Raw genomic sequence first — 16,929 nt, 5'->3', positions numbered from 1 at the left:
GACTAAGGCACTTCTTGGGCCGGCGGGACAGCCGCCCCGGCACCGGTGGAGCGCACAGCCAGCCGATCGAACCAGAGATAGATCACTGGCGTGGTGAACAGCGTCAGGAACTGGCTGACCAGCAGCCCGCCGACGATGGCGATGCCGAGCGGATGCCGGAGCTCGGAGCCCACGCCGGTTCCGAGCATCAGCGGGAGCGCACCCAGCATCGCGGCCATCGTCGTCATCAGGATGGGCCGGAACCGCAACAGGCAGGCCTGGCGGATCGCCTCGCGCGGCGCCCTGCCCTCGTTGCGCTCGGCGTCCAGCGCAAAATCGATCATCATGATCGCGTTCTTCTTCACGATGCCGATCAGGAGGATAATGCCGATGATCGCGACGATGGTGAGCTGTTGGCCCGCCATCATCAGAGCCAGCAGCGCGCCGATGCCCGCCGACGGCAACGTCGAGAGGATCGTCAGGGGATGGGTGAAGCTCTCGTAGAGCACTCCCAGCACGATATAGACTGTCACGATCGCCGCGAGGATCAGCAGGACCTGGTTGGACAGGGACGCCTGAAATGCCTGCGTCGTGCCCAGGAAGGTGCTGACGACGCTTCCTGGAAGGCCGATTTCGGCCTGGACCTGCTTGATCGCGCTGACGGCCTCACCGATCGAGGCGTCCGGGGCGAGGTTGAAGGAGATCGTGGCCGAGGGAAATTGGCCGAGATGGGACACCTGCAGCGGTGCGGTTCCCTCGCGGATCTTCGCGACGACCGCCAGCGGCACAGGTCCCCCGCCCACCGATGACGGCAGATAGATCGCCGATAGCGATCGTAGCGAGGTCTGCAGCAACGGATCGGCCTCCAGGATGACACGATACTGGTTTGCATTGGTGAAGATCGTGGAGACGATGCGCTGTCCGAAGGAGTCGTAGAGCGCGTTGTCGATTGTCGCCGGGGTGATACCGAAGCGAGCCGCCTGGTCGCGGTCGATATCGACGAAAACGGCGAGCCCTCGTGCGGAGATATCGCTGGCGACCTCGGCAAGCTGCGGAAGCTCCGCCAGCCGCTCGACGAGCTTCGGTGTCCATTCGGCGAGCTGAACCGCGTCGGCATCCTGCAGGACAAACTGGTACTGCATTCGGCTGACGATGCCCTCGACCGTCAGGTCCTGCACGGGCTGCATATAGAGCGAGATACCCGGCAGCGAGGCTGTGCGCTGCCGCAGGCGATCCATCACCACCGCGATGTTGGACGCGCGCTCCTCATGAGGCTTCAGATTGATCAGGATCCGACCGCTGTTCAGCGTGCTGTTGGTGCCGTCGACGCCGATAAAGGAGGATAGGCTTACGACATCGGGGTCCTTCAGTATCTCGGCGGCGAGCTCCTGCTGCCGCGTGGCCATCGCGGCGAAGGAGACCGATTGCGGCGCCTCCGTGATCGCCTGGATGATGCCGGTGTCCTGTTGCGGGAAGAAGCCCTTGGGAATGACGGCGTAGAGATACCCCGTCAGCCCGAACGTCGTCAGGGCGATCAGCAGCACCATCGTCTGCCGGTCGAGCACCCAGTCCAGCATCCGGGCATAGCCGGCGATGATGCTGTCGAAGGCCTCGCGGCTCGCGCGCTGGAAGCGGTTCTCCGTGGTCTCCGCCACTGGCTTCAGCAGCTTGGCGCAGGCCATCGGGACCAATGTCAGCGAGACGACCGCCGAGATCAGGATCGTCACCGACAGCGTGACGGCGAACTCCCGGAACAGGCGGCCGACCACGTCGCCCATGAACAGCAGCGGGATCAACACAGCGATCAGGGAGACCGTCAGCGAGATGATGGTGAAGCCAATTTGCTCGGAGCCGCGCAGCGCGGCCTCAAGCGCCGCATGTCCCTCCTCAAGATAGCGGGAGATGTTCTCGATCACGACGATCGCGTCGTCGACCACGAAGCCGGACGAGATGGTCAGTGCCATCAGCGTCAGGTTGTTGAGACTGAAGCCCAGCAGGTACATCACGCCGAGCGTCCCGACGAGCGAAAGCGGGACGGACAGGCTCGGGATCAGCGTCGCGCGCGGGCTGCGCAAGAAGACGAAGATCACCAGAACGACGAGTATCACCGCGAGGCCGAGCTCGTATTCGACGTCACGGACCGAAGCCCGGATGGTGACCGTGCGGTCGGTCAGAATCGTCATGTCGACGGCCGCCGGCAGCGATGCCTTGAGTTGCGGCAACAGCGCCTTGATACTCTCGACCACCGAGATGACATTGGCGCCCGGCTGACGCTGGATGTTCAGGATCACAGCCGGCGTCGTGTTCATCCAGGCACCGAGCTTGTCGTTCTCGGCTCCGTCTACGACTTCTCCGACATCGCCAAGCCGGACCGGAGCGCCGTTCTTGTACGCGACGATCAGCGAGCGGTAGCCGCCGGCGGAGCGGATCTGGTCGTTGGCGTTGATCGTCGAAGCCCGCATCGGCCCGTCGAAACTGCCTTTCGGCGTGTTAACGTTGGCGTTGGCCAGCGTGGTGCGCAGGTCATCGATGTTCAGGCCGTAGGCGGCGAGCTTGCGGATATCGGCACGGATCCTCACGGCCGGCCGCTGGCCGCCGCTGATGCTGACAAGGCCCACGCCGGGAAGTTGCGATATCTTCTGCGCCAGCCGCGTGTTGGCGAAGTCCTGCACCTGCGTGAGCGGAACAGTGGCGGAGGTCAGCCCAAGAGTCAGGATGGGCGCGTCGGCGGGGTTGACCTTCGCGTAGATCGGAGGCGCCGGGAGATCCGCCGGCAGGAGGTTGCCCGCGGCGTTGATCGCGGCCTGCACCTCCTGCTCCGCAACATCCAGCGAGATGTTCAGGTCGAATTGCAGAGTGATGACCGAGGCGCCGCCCGAACTGACCGAGCTCATCTGGTTCAGGTTCGGCATCTGGCCGAACTGCACCTCGAGCGGCGCCGTCACCGAGGAGGTCATCACATCGGGGCTGGCGCCCGGATAGAAGGTCTGGACCTGGATGGTCGGGTAATCGACCTCGGGCAGCGCCGCCACCGGGAGAAACCGGAAGGCGAGGATGCCCGAAAGCATGATGGCCACCATCAGCAGCGTCGTGGCCACGGGCCGCATAATGAACGGCCGGGACGGGCTCACGGGGCTGACCTCGCGCCCGCGCGGCGGCCAGTGCCCGCAGGCGGCGGCACCGTTGCATCGAGGGGCGCCCGCACGCTGATCCTGGCGCCTTCACGCAGCTTGTCGGCGCCGTCGATGACGACCGTGTCGCCCGGCTTGAGACCCGACAGGACCTCCACATGGTCGCCATCGGTCACGCCGAGTTCGACCTTGCGGACCGAGACGGTGTCGTTCGCGTTGACGATATAGACGAAGGTACCCGGCACGCCGCGCTGGACCCCCGCGGACGGGATTTGCGTGACGCCTTTGCGCGTATCGAGCAGCAGGCGAATGTTGACGAACTGGTTGGGATAAAGCGACCGCCCCTCGTTTCCGAAGAGTGCACGCAGCTTGATCGTTCCCGTGGTGGGATCGATCTGGCTGTCGAACGTCTGCAGCGTCCCATCTGCGAGCTTCGCCGTGCCGGCGCGGTTGAATGCCTGGACCGGCAGCGTAGCGCCCGTCCGCAGGCGCGCGGCGACCGGCTGCAGATTGTCCTCCGGGAGGGTGAAGAGCACGCTTATGGGCTCGAGCTGCGTGATTACGACGATGCCGCTCGCGTCGCCGGCCGTAACGTAGTTTCCCGCGTCGACCTGGCGCAAACCGGCGCGCCCGTTGATCGGCGAAACGATCCTGCAATACTGGAGATTGACTTCGGCCGCCGTGACCTGCGCGTGATCGGCGGCGACGGTTCCCTCATATTGAGCGACCTGCGCGATCTGCGTATCCAGAGTTTGGTGCGGCACGGCGTTCTGGGCTGACAGTCTCCTGTAGCGCTCCAGGTCGACCCGTGCCCCGCTGAGCAGCGCCTCGTCGCGCGCCAACTGCCCCTTCGCCTGGGCCAGGGCGGCCTCATAGGGACGGGAATCGATCTCGGCTAGCAGATCCCCCTTGCGGAGGTCCTGCCCCTCCTCGAAATCCACCCCGAGGAGCTTTCCGGCGATCTGGGACTTGACCGTGACGGTCGCGAGCGCAGTGACGGTACCAAGCGCATCGAGGTTGATCGCGATATCGCCCTGCGTCGCTTTCGCGGACACGATCGACATCGCTTGAACGCCGCGGTTGGCTCCCACCGGCTTCTCGGCACCCGGTCGCACCCACCACCACAATCCGAGCCCTGCCGCGACCAGAACGACCAACAGCGCGCCAAGACGGCCGCTCCGCGGCTTCGGCGAGACCGTTTGCGAACGATCTGTCACAGGAGCCACGGCTGGGAACTCGGGCTTCTGGTTCATCGCTGCACCGATGCCGCTTATAACTCCACCGGCATGCTATACGTATTTTCGCAGCGCCGCACATGAAACGGGCGTAACCTTCCGTTCATCTCGGACAAATCCATGTGCCTAAGCGTTCATAGGGCGAACTGCTATGATCGCAGCCGCATGGGCTTCGCATGCAACGACGGTGGCCGGTCATGCAAAGCAACGCACCTCTGACCGGATCGGGGCAGCACTCTCCCGGAGGCCCTTCACGTCGCGGAGGTTTTGGGCGCAATGTGCTCGCCGGCTTGACACTTGCGGCGATCACCATCCCGGAGCAGATGGCAACGGCGCGCCTCGGCGGCTTCCCTGTGCAGGTGGGGTTGTTCGCCTTCGTTGCAGCGACGCTCGGCTTCCTGCTGCTGGGCGCCAGCCGGGTCCTCACCGTCGGAGCCGATTCGACGATCACCCCCATCTTCGCCGGCGCGCTCGCCGCGCTTGCGGCCGGTGGCATCATATCCCCGGCGGCGGCGCCGACACTCGCCGTGCTGGTCGGCCTCCTGCTGCTTGGGGCCGGCTTCCTGCGCTTTGGCTGGATCGCCGATTTTCTGTCGACGCCGGTCGTGTTTGGTTTCCTGGCCGGCATCGCAGCCCATATCGTCGTGTCCCAGCTCCCGAGCCTGCTGGGGCTGAACGTGCAGGCGAGCAGTCTGCTTCCCCGGTTGGCGGAAATTTGGGCGGCGCGTGCAGCCAGCAATCCGTTCTCGGCCCTGCTGGGCCTCGGCGTGCTCGCCGTCATCGTCCTCTGCGAAAGGCTGGCGGCCTGGCTGCCCGGGGCCTTGATCGCCTTCGCCCTGGCGACGGCTGCGGTCGTGGTGCTCGGTCTGGAGAGCCGAGGCGTCGCAGTGCTCGGCTCGTTGCCCGAGGGGTTGCCGCCATGGCCGGGCTTCGATCTGTCCTGGGCCGATTTGCGGTCGCTCGTCCCGCTGGCCCTGATCGTCGCGCTCATCGTGATGATGCAGACGGCGACAGTCAGCCGGTCCTTCCGCGACCCCGATGGCTGCGAGCCCGATGTCGGGCGTGACTATCTCGGACTGGCGGGCGCCAACCTGCTTGCCGGGCTGGCTGGCACATTCCCCGTCAACGCCAGCCCGCCACGAACAGCCATCGTCGTCGAGAGCGGGGGCCGCAACCCTGTCTCCGGTCTCGCCGCCGCGGCGCTGGTCCTGGGGCTCGCGCTCTTCGGCGCCGATGTTCTCGCCGATGTCCCCGAGGCAGCCTTTGCCGGCGTTCTCTTCTTCGTGGCCGGGCGGATCTTGAGAGTGGGCCTGATCGTGCAGATCGCGCGCCAGAGCCCGCAGGAATTCGCGCTCGTCCTGCTGACCGCTCTCGCCGTTGCCCTGCTGCCGATCGAAAGCGGCGTGGCCATCGGCATTGGCCTGTCCTTGCTGCACGGCATCTGGATGACGACCCGCAGCCATCTGGTCGAGTTCGGTCGTATCGCTGGCACGACGATCTGGTGGCCACCGGGTCCGGGGCAGCCGTTGACGACCCTTCCGGGAATCCTCGTCGCCGGCTTTCCTGCGCCATTGCTGTTCGCCAATGCGTCCGGGTTCCAGCAGGACCTGCTCGACCGGCTCGCAGAACAAAAGCCGAGGCTGGTCATATTGGAGGCCAGCGGCATTGCAGCCATCGACTATACGGCGGCGCAATCGCTGCTTGCCGTCGCCCGGGCCTGCGAAGAGCAGGGAACCACCTTCGCGATCGCGCGGGTGGAATCCGCACGGGCCCGCGAAGCGCTGGAGCGCTTCGGCATTGTTCGCACGATTGGAGAAGGCCGGATTTTCCACAGCGTCGACGAAGCTGTTACCCAGCTTGGCGGGGGCACTCCCTGCTGAACGGGAAGCGGAGAACATCCGGCATATCAACGAGGTTCGAAAAGGCGCCGAAGATCAAGGGCATCGTCATCTGCGACCGCGCCGAGATTTCCATCACCGGAGCCGACATCCGGCTGCCCGAGGCTGTCTTCGCCAAGGCTCGGAAGCCGGCATACGGACGCTGCAGGCGCAAATGGTAGCAGGCTGCTGTCGACAGGTTGGAGTTCTACGCCGAACTCGCAGCGCTCGATCGAGAAAAAGCGGCGTTCAAGTCTTCCCTCACAAGGTGGGCGTCGTCGCCCTCCAGATCAGATCCGGCTCGATGACGATACCTTGCTGGGCGTTGCGGCCCGCGATCCGGTCGAGCAGCATCCGCATCGCCATCTCGCCGAGATCCTGCTTGGCGATCCTGAGCGTGGTCAAAGCCGGCGACACCAGCGACGCAGCCGGAATGTCGTCGCATCCCACGATCGCGATATCATCCGGCACCCTGATGCCCGCCTGCTCGAGCGGCTTCATCAACCCGAGCGCGATCAGGTCGTTGTAGCAGATCATGGCATCGATCCGCGCGGCCTCGGGCAGGAATCGGGCGGCGATGTCGGCTCCGCCCTGAAGGTCCGGCGTGCAGGGCTGGTCGAAAGCGAGGGAGAGCCCATGGCGCGCCAGGGCCGCCTCGATCCCCTCCCGCCTTTTGCGCCCGCCATGCGACGAGGCCAGCCCGGCAGCGAAACCGAAGCGCCGCCGCCCCTGGGCGACAAGCTGCGTAATGAGGGCCTCCACGCCGGAGCGGTAGTCGACCTCGATGGTGCCGGCATGGCGCTTGGCGACGGATCGGTTGATCAGCACAACGGCCCGGTGCGGCGCGACCGCGCGCAAGAGCCGCTCCTCGTCGAGGCGAGCGCTGCAGATGATGACCCCGTCGACGCGCTTGTCGAGCAGCGTGCCGAGCACCTCCTCCTCGCGCTCGGGATCCTCGACCACATTGCAGGACAGCAGCGTATAGCCGGCCGGCCGCGCCACGAGCTCGGCTCCCCGGATGATCTCGGGGAAGAACGGGTTGACGATATCCGGCACAACGATGCCGACCGTGTGGGAGCGGTCACTCTTCAGGCTCTGGGCGAAGGCATTAGGCCGGTAATTCAGAGCCTGGGCCGCCTCCAGCACGCGCTGGCGTGTTTCCTCACCGGCGCCGCCTCGGCCGTTGAGTACGCGCGAAACCGTCATCGGCGAGACACCGGCCGCCGTGGCGACATCGGTGATCGTGGACGGCCGCAGGGCTGGTTTCATCTCCATGTCGCCTTATCTCACGATAACGATAACTTTTTCCAGAGGCTTCCTTCACAGCCGAAGGCGCAATTTTTTCCAGCTCGATCGCACTATAGTGTCGGTATAGGGCATTCCTCATCGCCGACCCAAGCAGGCTTGACGCCTCGATTGAGATAACGATAACGTATCCCCATAGCGCCCGCCATGAGCAGAAGGCGCAGCGGAGGAAACGATGGCAGCTTTTCCTGGGCGCGCCCTGCGTGGCGTCGCGCTGTCCCTGATCCTTGCCCTCTCCGGCGCCGCCGCGGCCGCCGAGTACCAGGAGGCGCCGGGGCTTTCGGAGCTGGTGAAGGGCGGCAAGCTGCCGCCGGTCCAACAGCGCCTGCCCGAGAAGCCGCTGGTCCTCGCCCCGGTCGAGAAGGCCGGCAAGTACGGCGGCACCTGGCGGCAGGCCCTGATGGGCGGCAGCGACTCGCTGATCGAGCGCTCCGTCGGCTACACCCGCCTCGTCCGCTGGAACCGCGACTGGACCGCGGTCGAGCCCGACGTCGCCGAGAAGGTCGACATCAAGCCGGACGGCACCGAATACGTCTTCCACCTGCGCAAGGGCACGCGCTGGTCGGACGGCGCGCCGTTCACGGCCGACGACATCCTGTTCTGGTACCAGGACGTGCTGATGAACAAGGAACTGACGCCGTCTGCGCCGCGCTGGCTGCGCAGCGGCAACGACCCCGTCACCGTCGAGAAGATCGACGATTACACGGTCAGGTTCCGCTTCACCGGCCCGAACGGCATGTTGCTGGAGAACATGGCGACGACCTTCGGCTCAGACATCCTCGCGGCGGCGCCGGCGCATTACCTCAAGCAGTTCCACAAGAAGTACAATCCCGACGGCGTCGACAAGCTGGTCGCCGAAGCCAAGGCAGCGAACTGGGCAGCGCTTTTCCTCAACAAGACCAGCTTCCCCGGCCGCTGGCGCGATACCGGCCGGCCGGTGCTCGATCCCTGGAAGCTGACCGTGCCCTATGGCGGCACGACCCAGGTCGTGCTCGAGCGCAACCCCTATTACTTCAAGGTCGATCCGGCGGGGCGGCAACTGCCCTATATCGACCGCGTCACCTTCGACATCATGGGAGACCAGCAGGCGATCGTGCTGAAGGCGATCAATGGCGAGCTCGACATGCAGAACCAGCGCCTCAACGGGCTGGAGACGCGCATCGTGCTCGCCCAGAACCGCGAGCGCAGCGGCTACCGGCTGTTCAAGGCGCAGCCGGCCTGGTCGAATGCGATGTGCATCTCGCTCAACCAGACCAGCAAGAACCCGGTGCTGCGCGAGGTCTTCCGCAACAAGGATTTCCGCGTCGCGCTCTCTCTCGCCATCAACCGCGACGAGCTCAACGACCTGATCTATGCCGGCCAGTCGCAACCCTATCAGGCGGCGCCGCGCCCGGGCACCGCGCTCTATGACGAGCAGATGGCGACGCAGTACACCAAGTACGATCCCAAGGCCGCGAACGAACTGCTCGACAAGGCCGGCTTTGCCAAGCGCGATGCGCAGAAATTCCGGCTGGCACCCGACGGCAAGCGCATCTCCTTCGCCGTCGATGCCGCAACCTCGCGCCGCTACCAGATCGACGCGCTCGAGCTGATCAAGAAATACTGGGCCGCAGTCGGCATCGAGATGCAGGTGAAGACGGTCGAGGAGTCCTTCGCCTTCGCCCGCATGCTCGCCAACGAGCATGACGCGATGGTCTGGATCGGCGGCGGCGGCTACGACTTCCTCGGCATCCTCGATCCGAAATGGTACTTCCCCTACGAGAACCAGGCGGCCTTCGCCTCGGCCTGGGGGATCTATTTCCAGAACCCGAAGGATCCCAACGCCGAGGAGCCGCCGGAGCCGGCCAGGCAGCAGCAGGCGCTCTACGTCCAGATGCAGAAGACTCCTGGCACGGCCGGGCAGATCGAGGTGATGAAGAAGATCCTCGCGATCGCCCGTGACCAGTTCTACGTGATCGGCACGAACATGGACGCCGACAATTACGGCGTCGTGAAGAACAATATGCGCAATGTGCCCGATCTGATGCCGGACACGTTCTTCTACATGACGCCGGGCCCGACCAATCCGGAACAGTACTTCTACGAATAGTTCCGGTCAGCGATCCGCAGCCCGGAGCATCTGCTCCGGCCCCCTCCCCGCCCGACCGCACCGGAGGCCCCAGATGCTCCGCTACATGCTGAGACGGCTCGTCTATACGCTCGCCACGCTGGCAGCGGTGTCGGTGGTCGCCTTCCTGGTCATCCAGTTGCCGCCGGGCGATTTCCTGACCTCGTTCAGCGCCAAGTTCGCCGAGCAGGGCGGCTCGCTCGACAACGACACGCTGTCCGCCCTGAAGCTGCGCTACGGGCTCGATCAGCCCTGGTACGTACAATACTGGCTGTGGATCTCAGGCATCCTGTTCCGCGGCGACTTCGGCGAGTCCTTCGAATGGAACAAGCCGGTCTCCGAGCTGATGTGGGACCGGTTCGGCCTCACCGTCCTGCTCTCGGGCATCACCCTGGTCTTCACCTGGCTGGTCGCCCTGCCGATCGGCATCTACAGCGCGGTCCGGCGCTATTCCTGGCTCGACTATGTCGTGACTTTCCTCGGCTTCCTCGGGCTCGCCGTGCCGAGCTTTCTGCTGGCGCTGGCGCTGATGTACGTGTTCTCACGCTATTTCGGCATGAGCGTCAGCGGGCTGTTCTCGCCGCAATATGTCAACGCACCCTGGAGCCTGGCCAAGGTCGGCGACCTCGCCATGCATCTGTGGCTGCCGGTCTTCGTGCTGGCGACCCATGGCACGGCGGCGCTGATCCGCGTCATGCGCGCCAACCTGATCGACGAACTCTACAAGCCCTATGTCCAGACCGCCCGCGCCAACGGGCTCGGCGAGATGGAGCTTCTGTTCAAGTACCCGGTCCGGGTCGCGCTCAACCCCTTCGTCTCGACCATCGGCTGGGTTCTGCCGAACCTCGTCTCCGGCGCGATCGTGACGTCGGTGGTGATGAGCCTGCCGACCGCGGGGCCGCTGCTGCTCTCGGCCCTGCTGGCGCAGGACATGTACCTCGCCGGCAGCTTCATCCTGATGCTGAGCGCACTCACCGTTATCGGCACCCTGATCTCCGACCTCCTGCTCGCGTGGCTCGATCCACGCGTGCGCTACGCCTGAGGCTGGAATGAGCGACATCGCCGCGCCCGCCGCTCCCGAAACCGCCGCCCCGGCGGTCCGCAGGCTTGCCGAAGCCAGTCAGTGGCGGCTGATTGTCCGCCGCTTCCGCCGGCACCGGCTGGCCTATGCCAGCTTCTTCGTCGTCATCGGCATCTATCTCGTCGCGCTGCTGGCCGAGTTCTTCGCGCCCTTCGCGCCCGACGCCTACAATGCCCGCTTCACCTACGGCCCGCCGCAGGCGCTGAGGTTCTTCGGCACGGATGCGGCCGGCGAAACGCACTTCATGTATGTCAACGGCTACCGGATGAGCTTCGACCCGGTGGCGCTGAAGCGGAGCTTCGTGGTCGACGAGAAGTCGGTCCATCCGGTCGTCTTCTTCGCCAAGGGCGAGCCCTACAAGCTCTTCGGGCTGATCCCCTGGGACCGGCATCTGATCGGCCCGGCCGACCCGTCCCAGCCGATGTATCTCTGGGGCGCCGACCGGCTCGGGCGGGACGTGCTGTCGCGCACCATTCACGGCGCGCGCATCTCGATGTCGATCGGCCTCGTCGGCGTCGCGGTCAGCCTCTTCCTCGGCCTGCTGCTCGGCGGCATCTCCGGCTATTACGGTGGCTGGATCGACGAAGTCGTCCAGCGAAGCATCGACTTCCTGAAGTCGATCCCGACCATCCCGCTCTGGATGGGGCTGGCCGCGGCGGTGCCGGCGAGCATGGACCCACTGCTGGTCTATCTCTGGATCACCATCATCCTCTCGCTGATCGGCTGGACGGATCTGGCGCGCGTGGTACGCGGCCGCTTCCTCTCGCTCAGGACCGAGGATTTCGTTCTGGCGGCGCGGCTCGACGGCTGCTCGCGCCAGCGCGTCATCTGGCGGCACATGGTGCCCTCCTTCACCAGCCATATCGTCGCCTCGGTGACGCTGGCGATCCCGAGCATGATCCTCGCCGAGACGGCACTCTCCTTCCTCGGCATCGGGCTGAAGGAGCCGGTGGTGAGCTGGGGCGTGCTGCTCAAGGACGCGCAGAGCATCATGGCCCTGACCACCGCGCCCTGGCTGCTCGCTCCCGGCGCCGCGGTGGTGATCGCGGTGCTCGCCCTCAACTTCCTCGGTGACGGAATTCGCGATGCGGCCGATCCCTATGCCTGAGCCCCGCCCTTACCCGAGCCCGGCGCCGGCGGACGGCGCCACGCCGCTCGTTGCCGTCAGGGACCTCAAGGTCCAGATCGGCACCGATGACGGGCTGGTGCGCGCGGTCGACGGGGTGACATTCGACGTGCGGCGCGGGCGCACTCTCTGCATCGTCGGCGAGTCCGGCTCGGGCAAGAGCGTCACCGGCCGCGCCCTGATGAGCCTGTTGCCGCCGAGCGGCCGCATCGCCTCCGGCAGCATCACCTATTCCGGCCGCGACGGCGAAGCGATCGACGTCACCGCGCTCGACCCGCGCGGCCGCCGGATCCGCGGCCTGCGCGGCAAGGAGATCTCGCTGATCTCGCAGGAGCCGATGGCGGCGCTCTCGCCGGTCCACACCATCGGCCAGCAGCTCGTTCCGGTGATCCGCCGCCATCTCGATCTCTCGAAGAAGGCCGCCGAGGCCCGCGCCGTCGAGATGCTCGGCCGCGTCGGGATCCCAAGGCCGGCGGAGCGGCTGAACAACTATCCCTTCGAATTCTCCGGCGGCATGCGCCAGCGCGTTTGCATAGCGCTCGCCCTCTCCTGCCGGCCGCGCCTCCTCATCGCCGACGAGCCGACGACCGCGCTCGACGTCACCACCCAAGCCAACATCATCGACCTGCTGCAGGAACTGCAGCGCGAGGACGGCCTCTCGATCCTGTTCATCACCCATGATCTCGGAGTGGTCGCCGAGATCGCCGACGATGTCGCGGTGATGTATCTCGGCAAGATCGTCGAGCGCGGCACGGTCGAGGAGATCTTCGCCGATCCGCGCCATCCCTATACGCGGGCACTGCTGAAATCCGTGCCACGGCTCGGCGCCGGGCGCGGCTCCCGGCTCGCCGCCATTCGCGGCATGGTGCCCTCGCCCTTCGACCGGCCGGCGGGCTGCGACTTCCATCCGCGCTGCGATGCGGCGCTCAAGGGCGTCTGCGACGTCGCCGATCCCGGCACGGTCTCGATCGGGCCCCGGCGGGACGTGCGCTGCATCCTTGCACGCCAGCCCTCTGCCATGGAGGGCGCCCGTCATGGCTGATCCCGCTTCGCTTGCACCCGACGTGCTGCTCGAGGTGCGCGGGCTCACCAAGCTGTTCCCGCCGCGCCGGACACTGTTCCAGCGCAAGGCCGCCAATCCCGTGCGCGCCGTCGAGGATGTCTCCTTCGCGATCCGCCAAGGCGAGACGCTGGGCCTTGTCGGCGAATCCGGCTGCGGCAAGTCGACCGTGACGCGCCTGTTGCTCGGCATCCACCAGCCGACCGCCGGCACCATGCGCTATCGCCGGAAGGACGGCGGCAGCGTCGATCTCGACCGTCTCTCGGAGAATGAGCGGCTCGCCTATTGCACCGATCTGCGCCTCGTCTTCCAGGACCCGCAATCCTCGCTCAATCCGCGCCTGCAGGTCCGCGACATCGTCGGCGAGGTGCTGAAGGTCAACCGGCTGGTGCCGCCGGGCGAGATCGAGGCCAAGGTCCGCGAGCTCCTTGCCAAGGTTGGCTTGCGGCCGGAATACGCCCGGCGCTATCCGCATGCCTTCTCCGGCGGCGAGCGCCAGCGTGTCGGGATAGCCCGTGCGCTCGCGACCCATCCCCGCCTCGTCGTGCTCGACGAAGCCGTCTCGGCGCTCGACGTGAGCGTCCGGGCGCAGACGCTCAACCTGCTGCGCGACCTGCAGGAGGAGTTCGGCCTGACCTATCTCTTCGTCAGCCACGATCTCAGCGTGATCGAGTATATCTGCGACCGCGTCGTCGTGATGTATGTCGGCCAGATCGTCGAGATCGCGAGCTCCGAAGCGCTCTTCGCCCGGCCGCTGCATCCCTACACCGAGGCGCTGCTCTCGGCCCTGCCGATCCCCGACCCCGCCCATCGCCGGCAGAACCGCCGCATCCGCCTGCCGGGCGAGGTCGCCGATCCCGCGAACCGCCCGAGCGGTTGCGCCTTCCATCCACGCTGCCGTTTCGCCACCGAGATCTGCCGCTCGACCCAGCCGCCCTTGCGCGATCTCGGCGACCGCAGCGTCGCCTGCCATCACGCCGAGACGCTCACGCTCCGCGGCGTCGACGCCATCCAGATCGGACAAGCCACACATGCCTAAGCACATACCCGCCCGCGACAACGCCAACAGCGCCATCGTCAGCGACGATCCGGCCCTACCGCACGTCCATTTCAACCTGCTGAGACTGCAACCGGGCGAGATCGTCGAGCAGCGCCTGCCGCGGCATGAGAGCGTCCATGTCGTGCTCTCCGGTACGGTCGACATCGTCGTCGACGGGGAACGCTTCGCGGCCGTCGGCAAGCGGCGCGACATCTGGTCGGGCGAGGCGGATTCCGTCTATGCCCCTCCGGGCAGCGCGGTGCGGCTGGAGAATGCCGCCGGCCCCGTCGAGATCGCCGTCGCCGGCGGCCTCTGCGACGACGACGGGCTGAAGCCCTTCCGCATCGCGCCGGAGGCGGTCGCGATGGTCGATGTCGGCTCGCCCGACACCCATAGCCGCCGCCGCATCTTCCACATCCTCGGCCAGAACGGCCAGGGGCGCGCCGGAAACCTTCTCGTCAGCGAGCTCTATGCCGACCCCGGTTGCTGGTCCGGCTATCCGCCGCACAAGCACGATGCCGACCGCGAGGGCGAGACGGCGCATGACGAGCTCTACCATTACCGCTACCAGCCCGGCACCGGCTTCGGCGCCCAGATCATCTATGCCGACGGCCAATCAGAATGCTTCATGGTGCAGGATCGCGACACGATCCTGGTCGATCGCGGCTATCACCCGACCGTCACCTCGCCCGGCCATCGCTGCTACATCTTCACCATCCTGGTCGGGAAGACACAGCGCGGGCTGGTCCAGCATTTCGACGACCGGCACGCCCACCTGATGGCCGCGATCCCTGGCATCCAGTCGATGCGCGACAAATTCAAGTGAGAGTGCATCCGTGACTCCCACAGGAGCTCATCCTGAGGAGCGAGCTTCAGCTCGCGTCCCGAAGGGTGTTCCAGAGCGCACTGGATCATCCTTCGAGACGCGCCTGTGGCGCTCCTCAGGATGAGGGCTGAGGTTTCGATCTCATTAAAATTAGCCGGCAACAAATTAACTCCGCTATCAGCGAAGGACCCGTCATGTCCGAAAAGACCCGCATAGACATCGACCTCGCCGCCCCGACCAAGCGGTTCCGGCGCTTCTGGCGCAGCACGGGCTTTTCACCGGCCGAGCTGCTGCTGGAGCCGGAGATGCGGCAGACGCTCGCCTATGTCGGCGCCGTGCCCAATCGCGGCATCGAATACATGCGCGTGCACTACATGCTCGATCTCGTCACCGCGTCGTCTTTCGGCCGATACGACTGGTCGCGGCTCGATGCGGCCATCGACGTCATGCTCGAGCACCGCATCCGTCCGTTCTTCGAGCTGATGGGCAATCCCTCCTACATCTACACCGACTTCAACGACGTCGCGCAGGCGCATCATTGGCGCGACTTCATGGGTGAGATGGCGGAGCGCTACCGTGCACGCTACGGCGCGGACGAGCTGCGCCAGTGGTATTTCGAGACCTGGAACGAGCCCGACATCTGGTGGAAGCTCGGCGGCGAGACCGGCTTCAACAACTACTACGACGCCTGCTCGGAGGCGCTGAAGGCGGTCGATCCCCAGCTCAGGCTCGGCGGCCCCGGCGTCGCCCGGCGCATCCCGCCGATCTTCAAGAGCTTCCTCGCCCATTGCGACACCGGCACCAATCTCTTCACCGGCGAGACCGGCATGCGGCTCGACTTCATCTCGGTGCATGAGAAGGGCGTGAAGAAGCATGCCGAGGATTTGACGCCGAACAGCCTCGCCATCATCCGGCACGAGATGATGGCGGTCGACTATATCCGCGAGCATCATCCGCGCTTCGCCAACCTGCCTTTCGTCAATGACGAATGCGACCCGCAGATCGGCTGGCATCTCTACCATACCTGGCACGGCATGCCCTATTTCGCCGGGCTCGCCGCCAAGATCATCGACCAGCACCAGCGCCTGATGATCGATGGCGAAGGCGTCGACTACGAGGTCCTCAGCAATGACAACGGCTTCGTCGGCCACTGGGGGCACCGCACGCATCTGACCTATTTCGGGAAGCGCCCGGTGCGCGCCGCTCAGGCCGAGCACAAGACCGACATCGCTGCGCTGGAAGCGCGCCGGGCAGAGCCCGAGCCGTTCGATCTGGTCAAGAAGCCGGCGCTCAGCGTCATGGAATTGCTCGGCCTGCTGAGCGAGCGCCGATTCACACTCGACGGCCAGGGCCTCGACCCCGACCGCAGCGGCCTCGGCGCGATCGCGACGGCGCTGGGAAGCGCCTCCGAGCCGTCCGGCGCGAGCGTGCTCCTCTACAACAGCGTCGACCGCATCTGGCAGTCTGGCGAGAGCACAGTGGAACTCGCTTTTTCCGGGTTGCAGCCCGGTGCCTATGCGCTCGCCACCTTCCGCATCGCCCATGGCAAGGGCGATCCCTTCACCGTCTGGGAGGATCTCGGCGCGCCCGACCTGCCGGGTGCTGCGGAGCTCGAAGCGATGCGCCTGGCGCAGGAGCCCGCCCTGACCGTCGAGCATCTCCAGATCGGCGGCGCTGCGACGCGGCACGAGGTCCAGCTCGACATGCCGCTGCCGTCGGTAGCCTTGGCCGCGCTCGTCCGACGCGTCGATGCCGCGCCCGCGGCGCCCTCCACTCCCCGCCTCCAGGTCTTTGGCGGGCTGAACGGCAGCAACCGCGTTCTGTTCTGGGAGCCGGCGCCATACGAGAGCATCCAGCTCTTCGACGTGCTCTGGAGCGCGCAGGAAAGCGGCCCCTGGCAGGTGATCAACCCGGCCGGCCTGCTCTCGAGCGTCTATCTTGATCCACGCGACGCGACCGGCTTCTACCGCATCCGCGCCCGCGATCTGTTCGGCCGTGTCAGCGCCGACAGCAACTCCATTGCGGCAGCCTGAGAGCGCTCGATATCGGCGAGTTCTCAGACGCGCGACCGGCAAGACGGAGCAACCTCGTCAGGCTGGCCCGACCGCGATATTCCCGGCAGAAGCGGACTCTGGTGTGCCTGAAGCCCGCTTCCTGCCCAAA

Annotated in this window: 11 protein-coding genes; 8 read left to right on the top strand and 3 right to left on the bottom strand. The window is 66.1% G+C overall.

All coding sequences use genetic code 11. From position 1 onward, the window contains the following. Positions 1–2 precede the first annotated feature (2 nt). Both AC1DNE_RS13435 and AC1DNE_RS13430 read right to left on the bottom strand, forming a co-directional pair. Positions 3–3,110: an MdtB/MuxB family multidrug efflux RND transporter permease subunit gene (locus AC1DNE_RS13435; RefSeq protein WP_441470188.1), complete on the bottom strand. Its 3,108-nt coding sequence runs from the start codon at positions 3,108–3,110 to the stop codon at positions 3–5. Further along, complete coding sequence (locus tag AC1DNE_RS13430; RefSeq protein ID WP_441470189.1) at positions 3,107–4,363, bottom strand: MdtA/MuxA family multidrug efflux RND transporter periplasmic adaptor subunit; 1,257 nt, start codon at positions 4,361–4,363, stop codon at positions 3,107–3,109. Before AC1DNE_RS13430 ends, AC1DNE_RS13435 begins: the two co-directional genes overlap by 4 nt. 260 nt (positions 4,364–4,623) lie before the next feature. Here AC1DNE_RS13430 and AC1DNE_RS13425 point away from each other — a divergent pair, with 260 nt between their 5' ends. After that, complete coding sequence (locus AC1DNE_RS13425) at positions 4,624–6,225, top strand: SulP family inorganic anion transporter (protein WP_476803764.1); 1,602 nt, start codon at positions 4,624–4,626, stop codon at positions 6,223–6,225. Between the two features lie 258 nt (positions 6,226–6,483). Here the strand turns inward: AC1DNE_RS13425 and AC1DNE_RS13420 are convergent, their stop codons facing one another. Continuing rightward, complete coding sequence (locus AC1DNE_RS13420) at positions 6,484–7,491, bottom strand: LacI family DNA-binding transcriptional regulator (RefSeq protein WP_441470191.1); 1,008 nt, start codon at positions 7,489–7,491, stop codon at positions 6,484–6,486. A 211-nt stretch (positions 7,492–7,702) separates the two neighbouring features. On the opposite strand from AC1DNE_RS13420, the gene AC1DNE_RS13415 reads away from it, so the two are divergent. The 7 genes from AC1DNE_RS13415 (at position 7,703) to AC1DNE_RS13385 (ending at position 16,799) form a co-directional block, all read left to right on the top strand. Next, positions 7,703–9,616, top strand: coding sequence for an ABC transporter substrate-binding protein (locus AC1DNE_RS13415; protein ID WP_441470192.1), 1,914 nt, complete (start codon positions 7,703–7,705; stop codon positions 9,614–9,616). A gap of 73 nt (positions 9,617–9,689) precedes the next feature. Next, the gene (locus AC1DNE_RS13410; RefSeq protein ID WP_441470193.1) at positions 9,690–10,676 is read left to right on the top strand and encodes an ABC transporter permease; all 987 of its coding nucleotides are present in this window, start codon (positions 9,690–9,692) and stop codon (positions 10,674–10,676) included. A 7-nt stretch (positions 10,677–10,683) separates the two neighbouring features. Then, on the top strand, positions 10,684–11,823 hold the full coding sequence (locus tag AC1DNE_RS13405) for an ABC transporter permease (protein ID WP_441470194.1): 1,140 nt from the start codon (positions 10,684–10,686) through the stop codon (positions 11,821–11,823). Next, positions 11,816–12,883: an ABC transporter ATP-binding protein gene (locus AC1DNE_RS13400; protein ID WP_476766646.1), complete on the top strand. Its 1,068-nt coding sequence runs from the start codon at positions 11,816–11,818 to the stop codon at positions 12,881–12,883. The genes AC1DNE_RS13405 and AC1DNE_RS13400 overlap by 8 nt, the downstream gene beginning before the upstream one ends. Beyond that, positions 12,876–13,940, top strand: coding sequence for an ABC transporter ATP-binding protein (locus AC1DNE_RS13395; protein ID WP_441470196.1), 1,065 nt, complete (start codon positions 12,876–12,878; stop codon positions 13,938–13,940). The genes AC1DNE_RS13400 and AC1DNE_RS13395 overlap by 8 nt, the downstream gene beginning before the upstream one ends. After that, positions 13,933–14,766, top strand: a complete 834-nt coding sequence (locus tag AC1DNE_RS13390; protein WP_441470197.1) for a 5-deoxy-glucuronate isomerase — start codon at positions 13,933–13,935, stop codon at positions 14,764–14,766. Before AC1DNE_RS13395 ends, AC1DNE_RS13390 begins: the two co-directional genes overlap by 8 nt. A 194-nt stretch (positions 14,767–14,960) precedes the next feature. Then, positions 14,961–16,799: a GH39 family glycosyl hydrolase gene (locus tag AC1DNE_RS13385; RefSeq protein ID WP_441470198.1), complete on the top strand. Its 1,839-nt coding sequence runs from the start codon at positions 14,961–14,963 to the stop codon at positions 16,797–16,799. Positions 16,800–16,929 lie beyond the last annotated feature (130 nt).

The organism is Allobosea sp. 05L423, from assembly GCF_056397745.1.
Note: the sequence above shows the minus strand (reverse complement) of the source record. Positions and strands in the feature narration are given on the sequence as shown.

What these genes read in the sequence shown, in the direction of transcription:
- AC1DNE_RS13430 (WP_441470189.1), bottom strand. Translation starts at nt 4,363, where the DNA reads ATGAACCAGAAGCCCGAGTTCCCAGCCGTGGCTCCTGTGACAGATCGT.
- AC1DNE_RS13420 (WP_441470191.1), bottom strand. Translation starts at nt 7,491, where the DNA reads ATGAAACCAGCCCTGCGGCCGTCCACGATCACCGATGTCGCCACGGCG.
- AC1DNE_RS13415 (WP_441470192.1), top strand. Translation starts at nt 7,703, where the DNA reads ATGGCAGCTTTTCCTGGGCGCGCCCTGCGTGGCGTCGCGCTGTCCCTG.
- AC1DNE_RS13410 (WP_441470193.1), top strand. Translation starts at nt 9,690, where the DNA reads ATGCTCCGCTACATGCTGAGACGGCTCGTCTATACGCTCGCCACGCTG.
- AC1DNE_RS13405 (WP_441470194.1), top strand. Translation starts at nt 10,684, where the DNA reads ATGAGCGACATCGCCGCGCCCGCCGCTCCCGAAACCGCCGCCCCGGCG.
- AC1DNE_RS13400 (WP_476766646.1), top strand. Translation starts at nt 11,816, where the DNA reads ATGCCTGAGCCCCGCCCTTACCCGAGCCCGGCGCCGGCGGACGGCGCC.
- AC1DNE_RS13395 (WP_441470196.1), top strand. Translation starts at nt 12,876, where the DNA reads ATGGCTGATCCCGCTTCGCTTGCACCCGACGTGCTGCTCGAGGTGCGC.
- AC1DNE_RS13390 (WP_441470197.1), top strand. Translation starts at nt 13,933, where the DNA reads ATGCCTAAGCACATACCCGCCCGCGACAACGCCAACAGCGCCATCGTC.
- AC1DNE_RS13385 (WP_441470198.1), top strand. Translation starts at nt 14,961, where the DNA reads ATGTCCGAAAAGACCCGCATAGACATCGACCTCGCCGCCCCGACCAAG.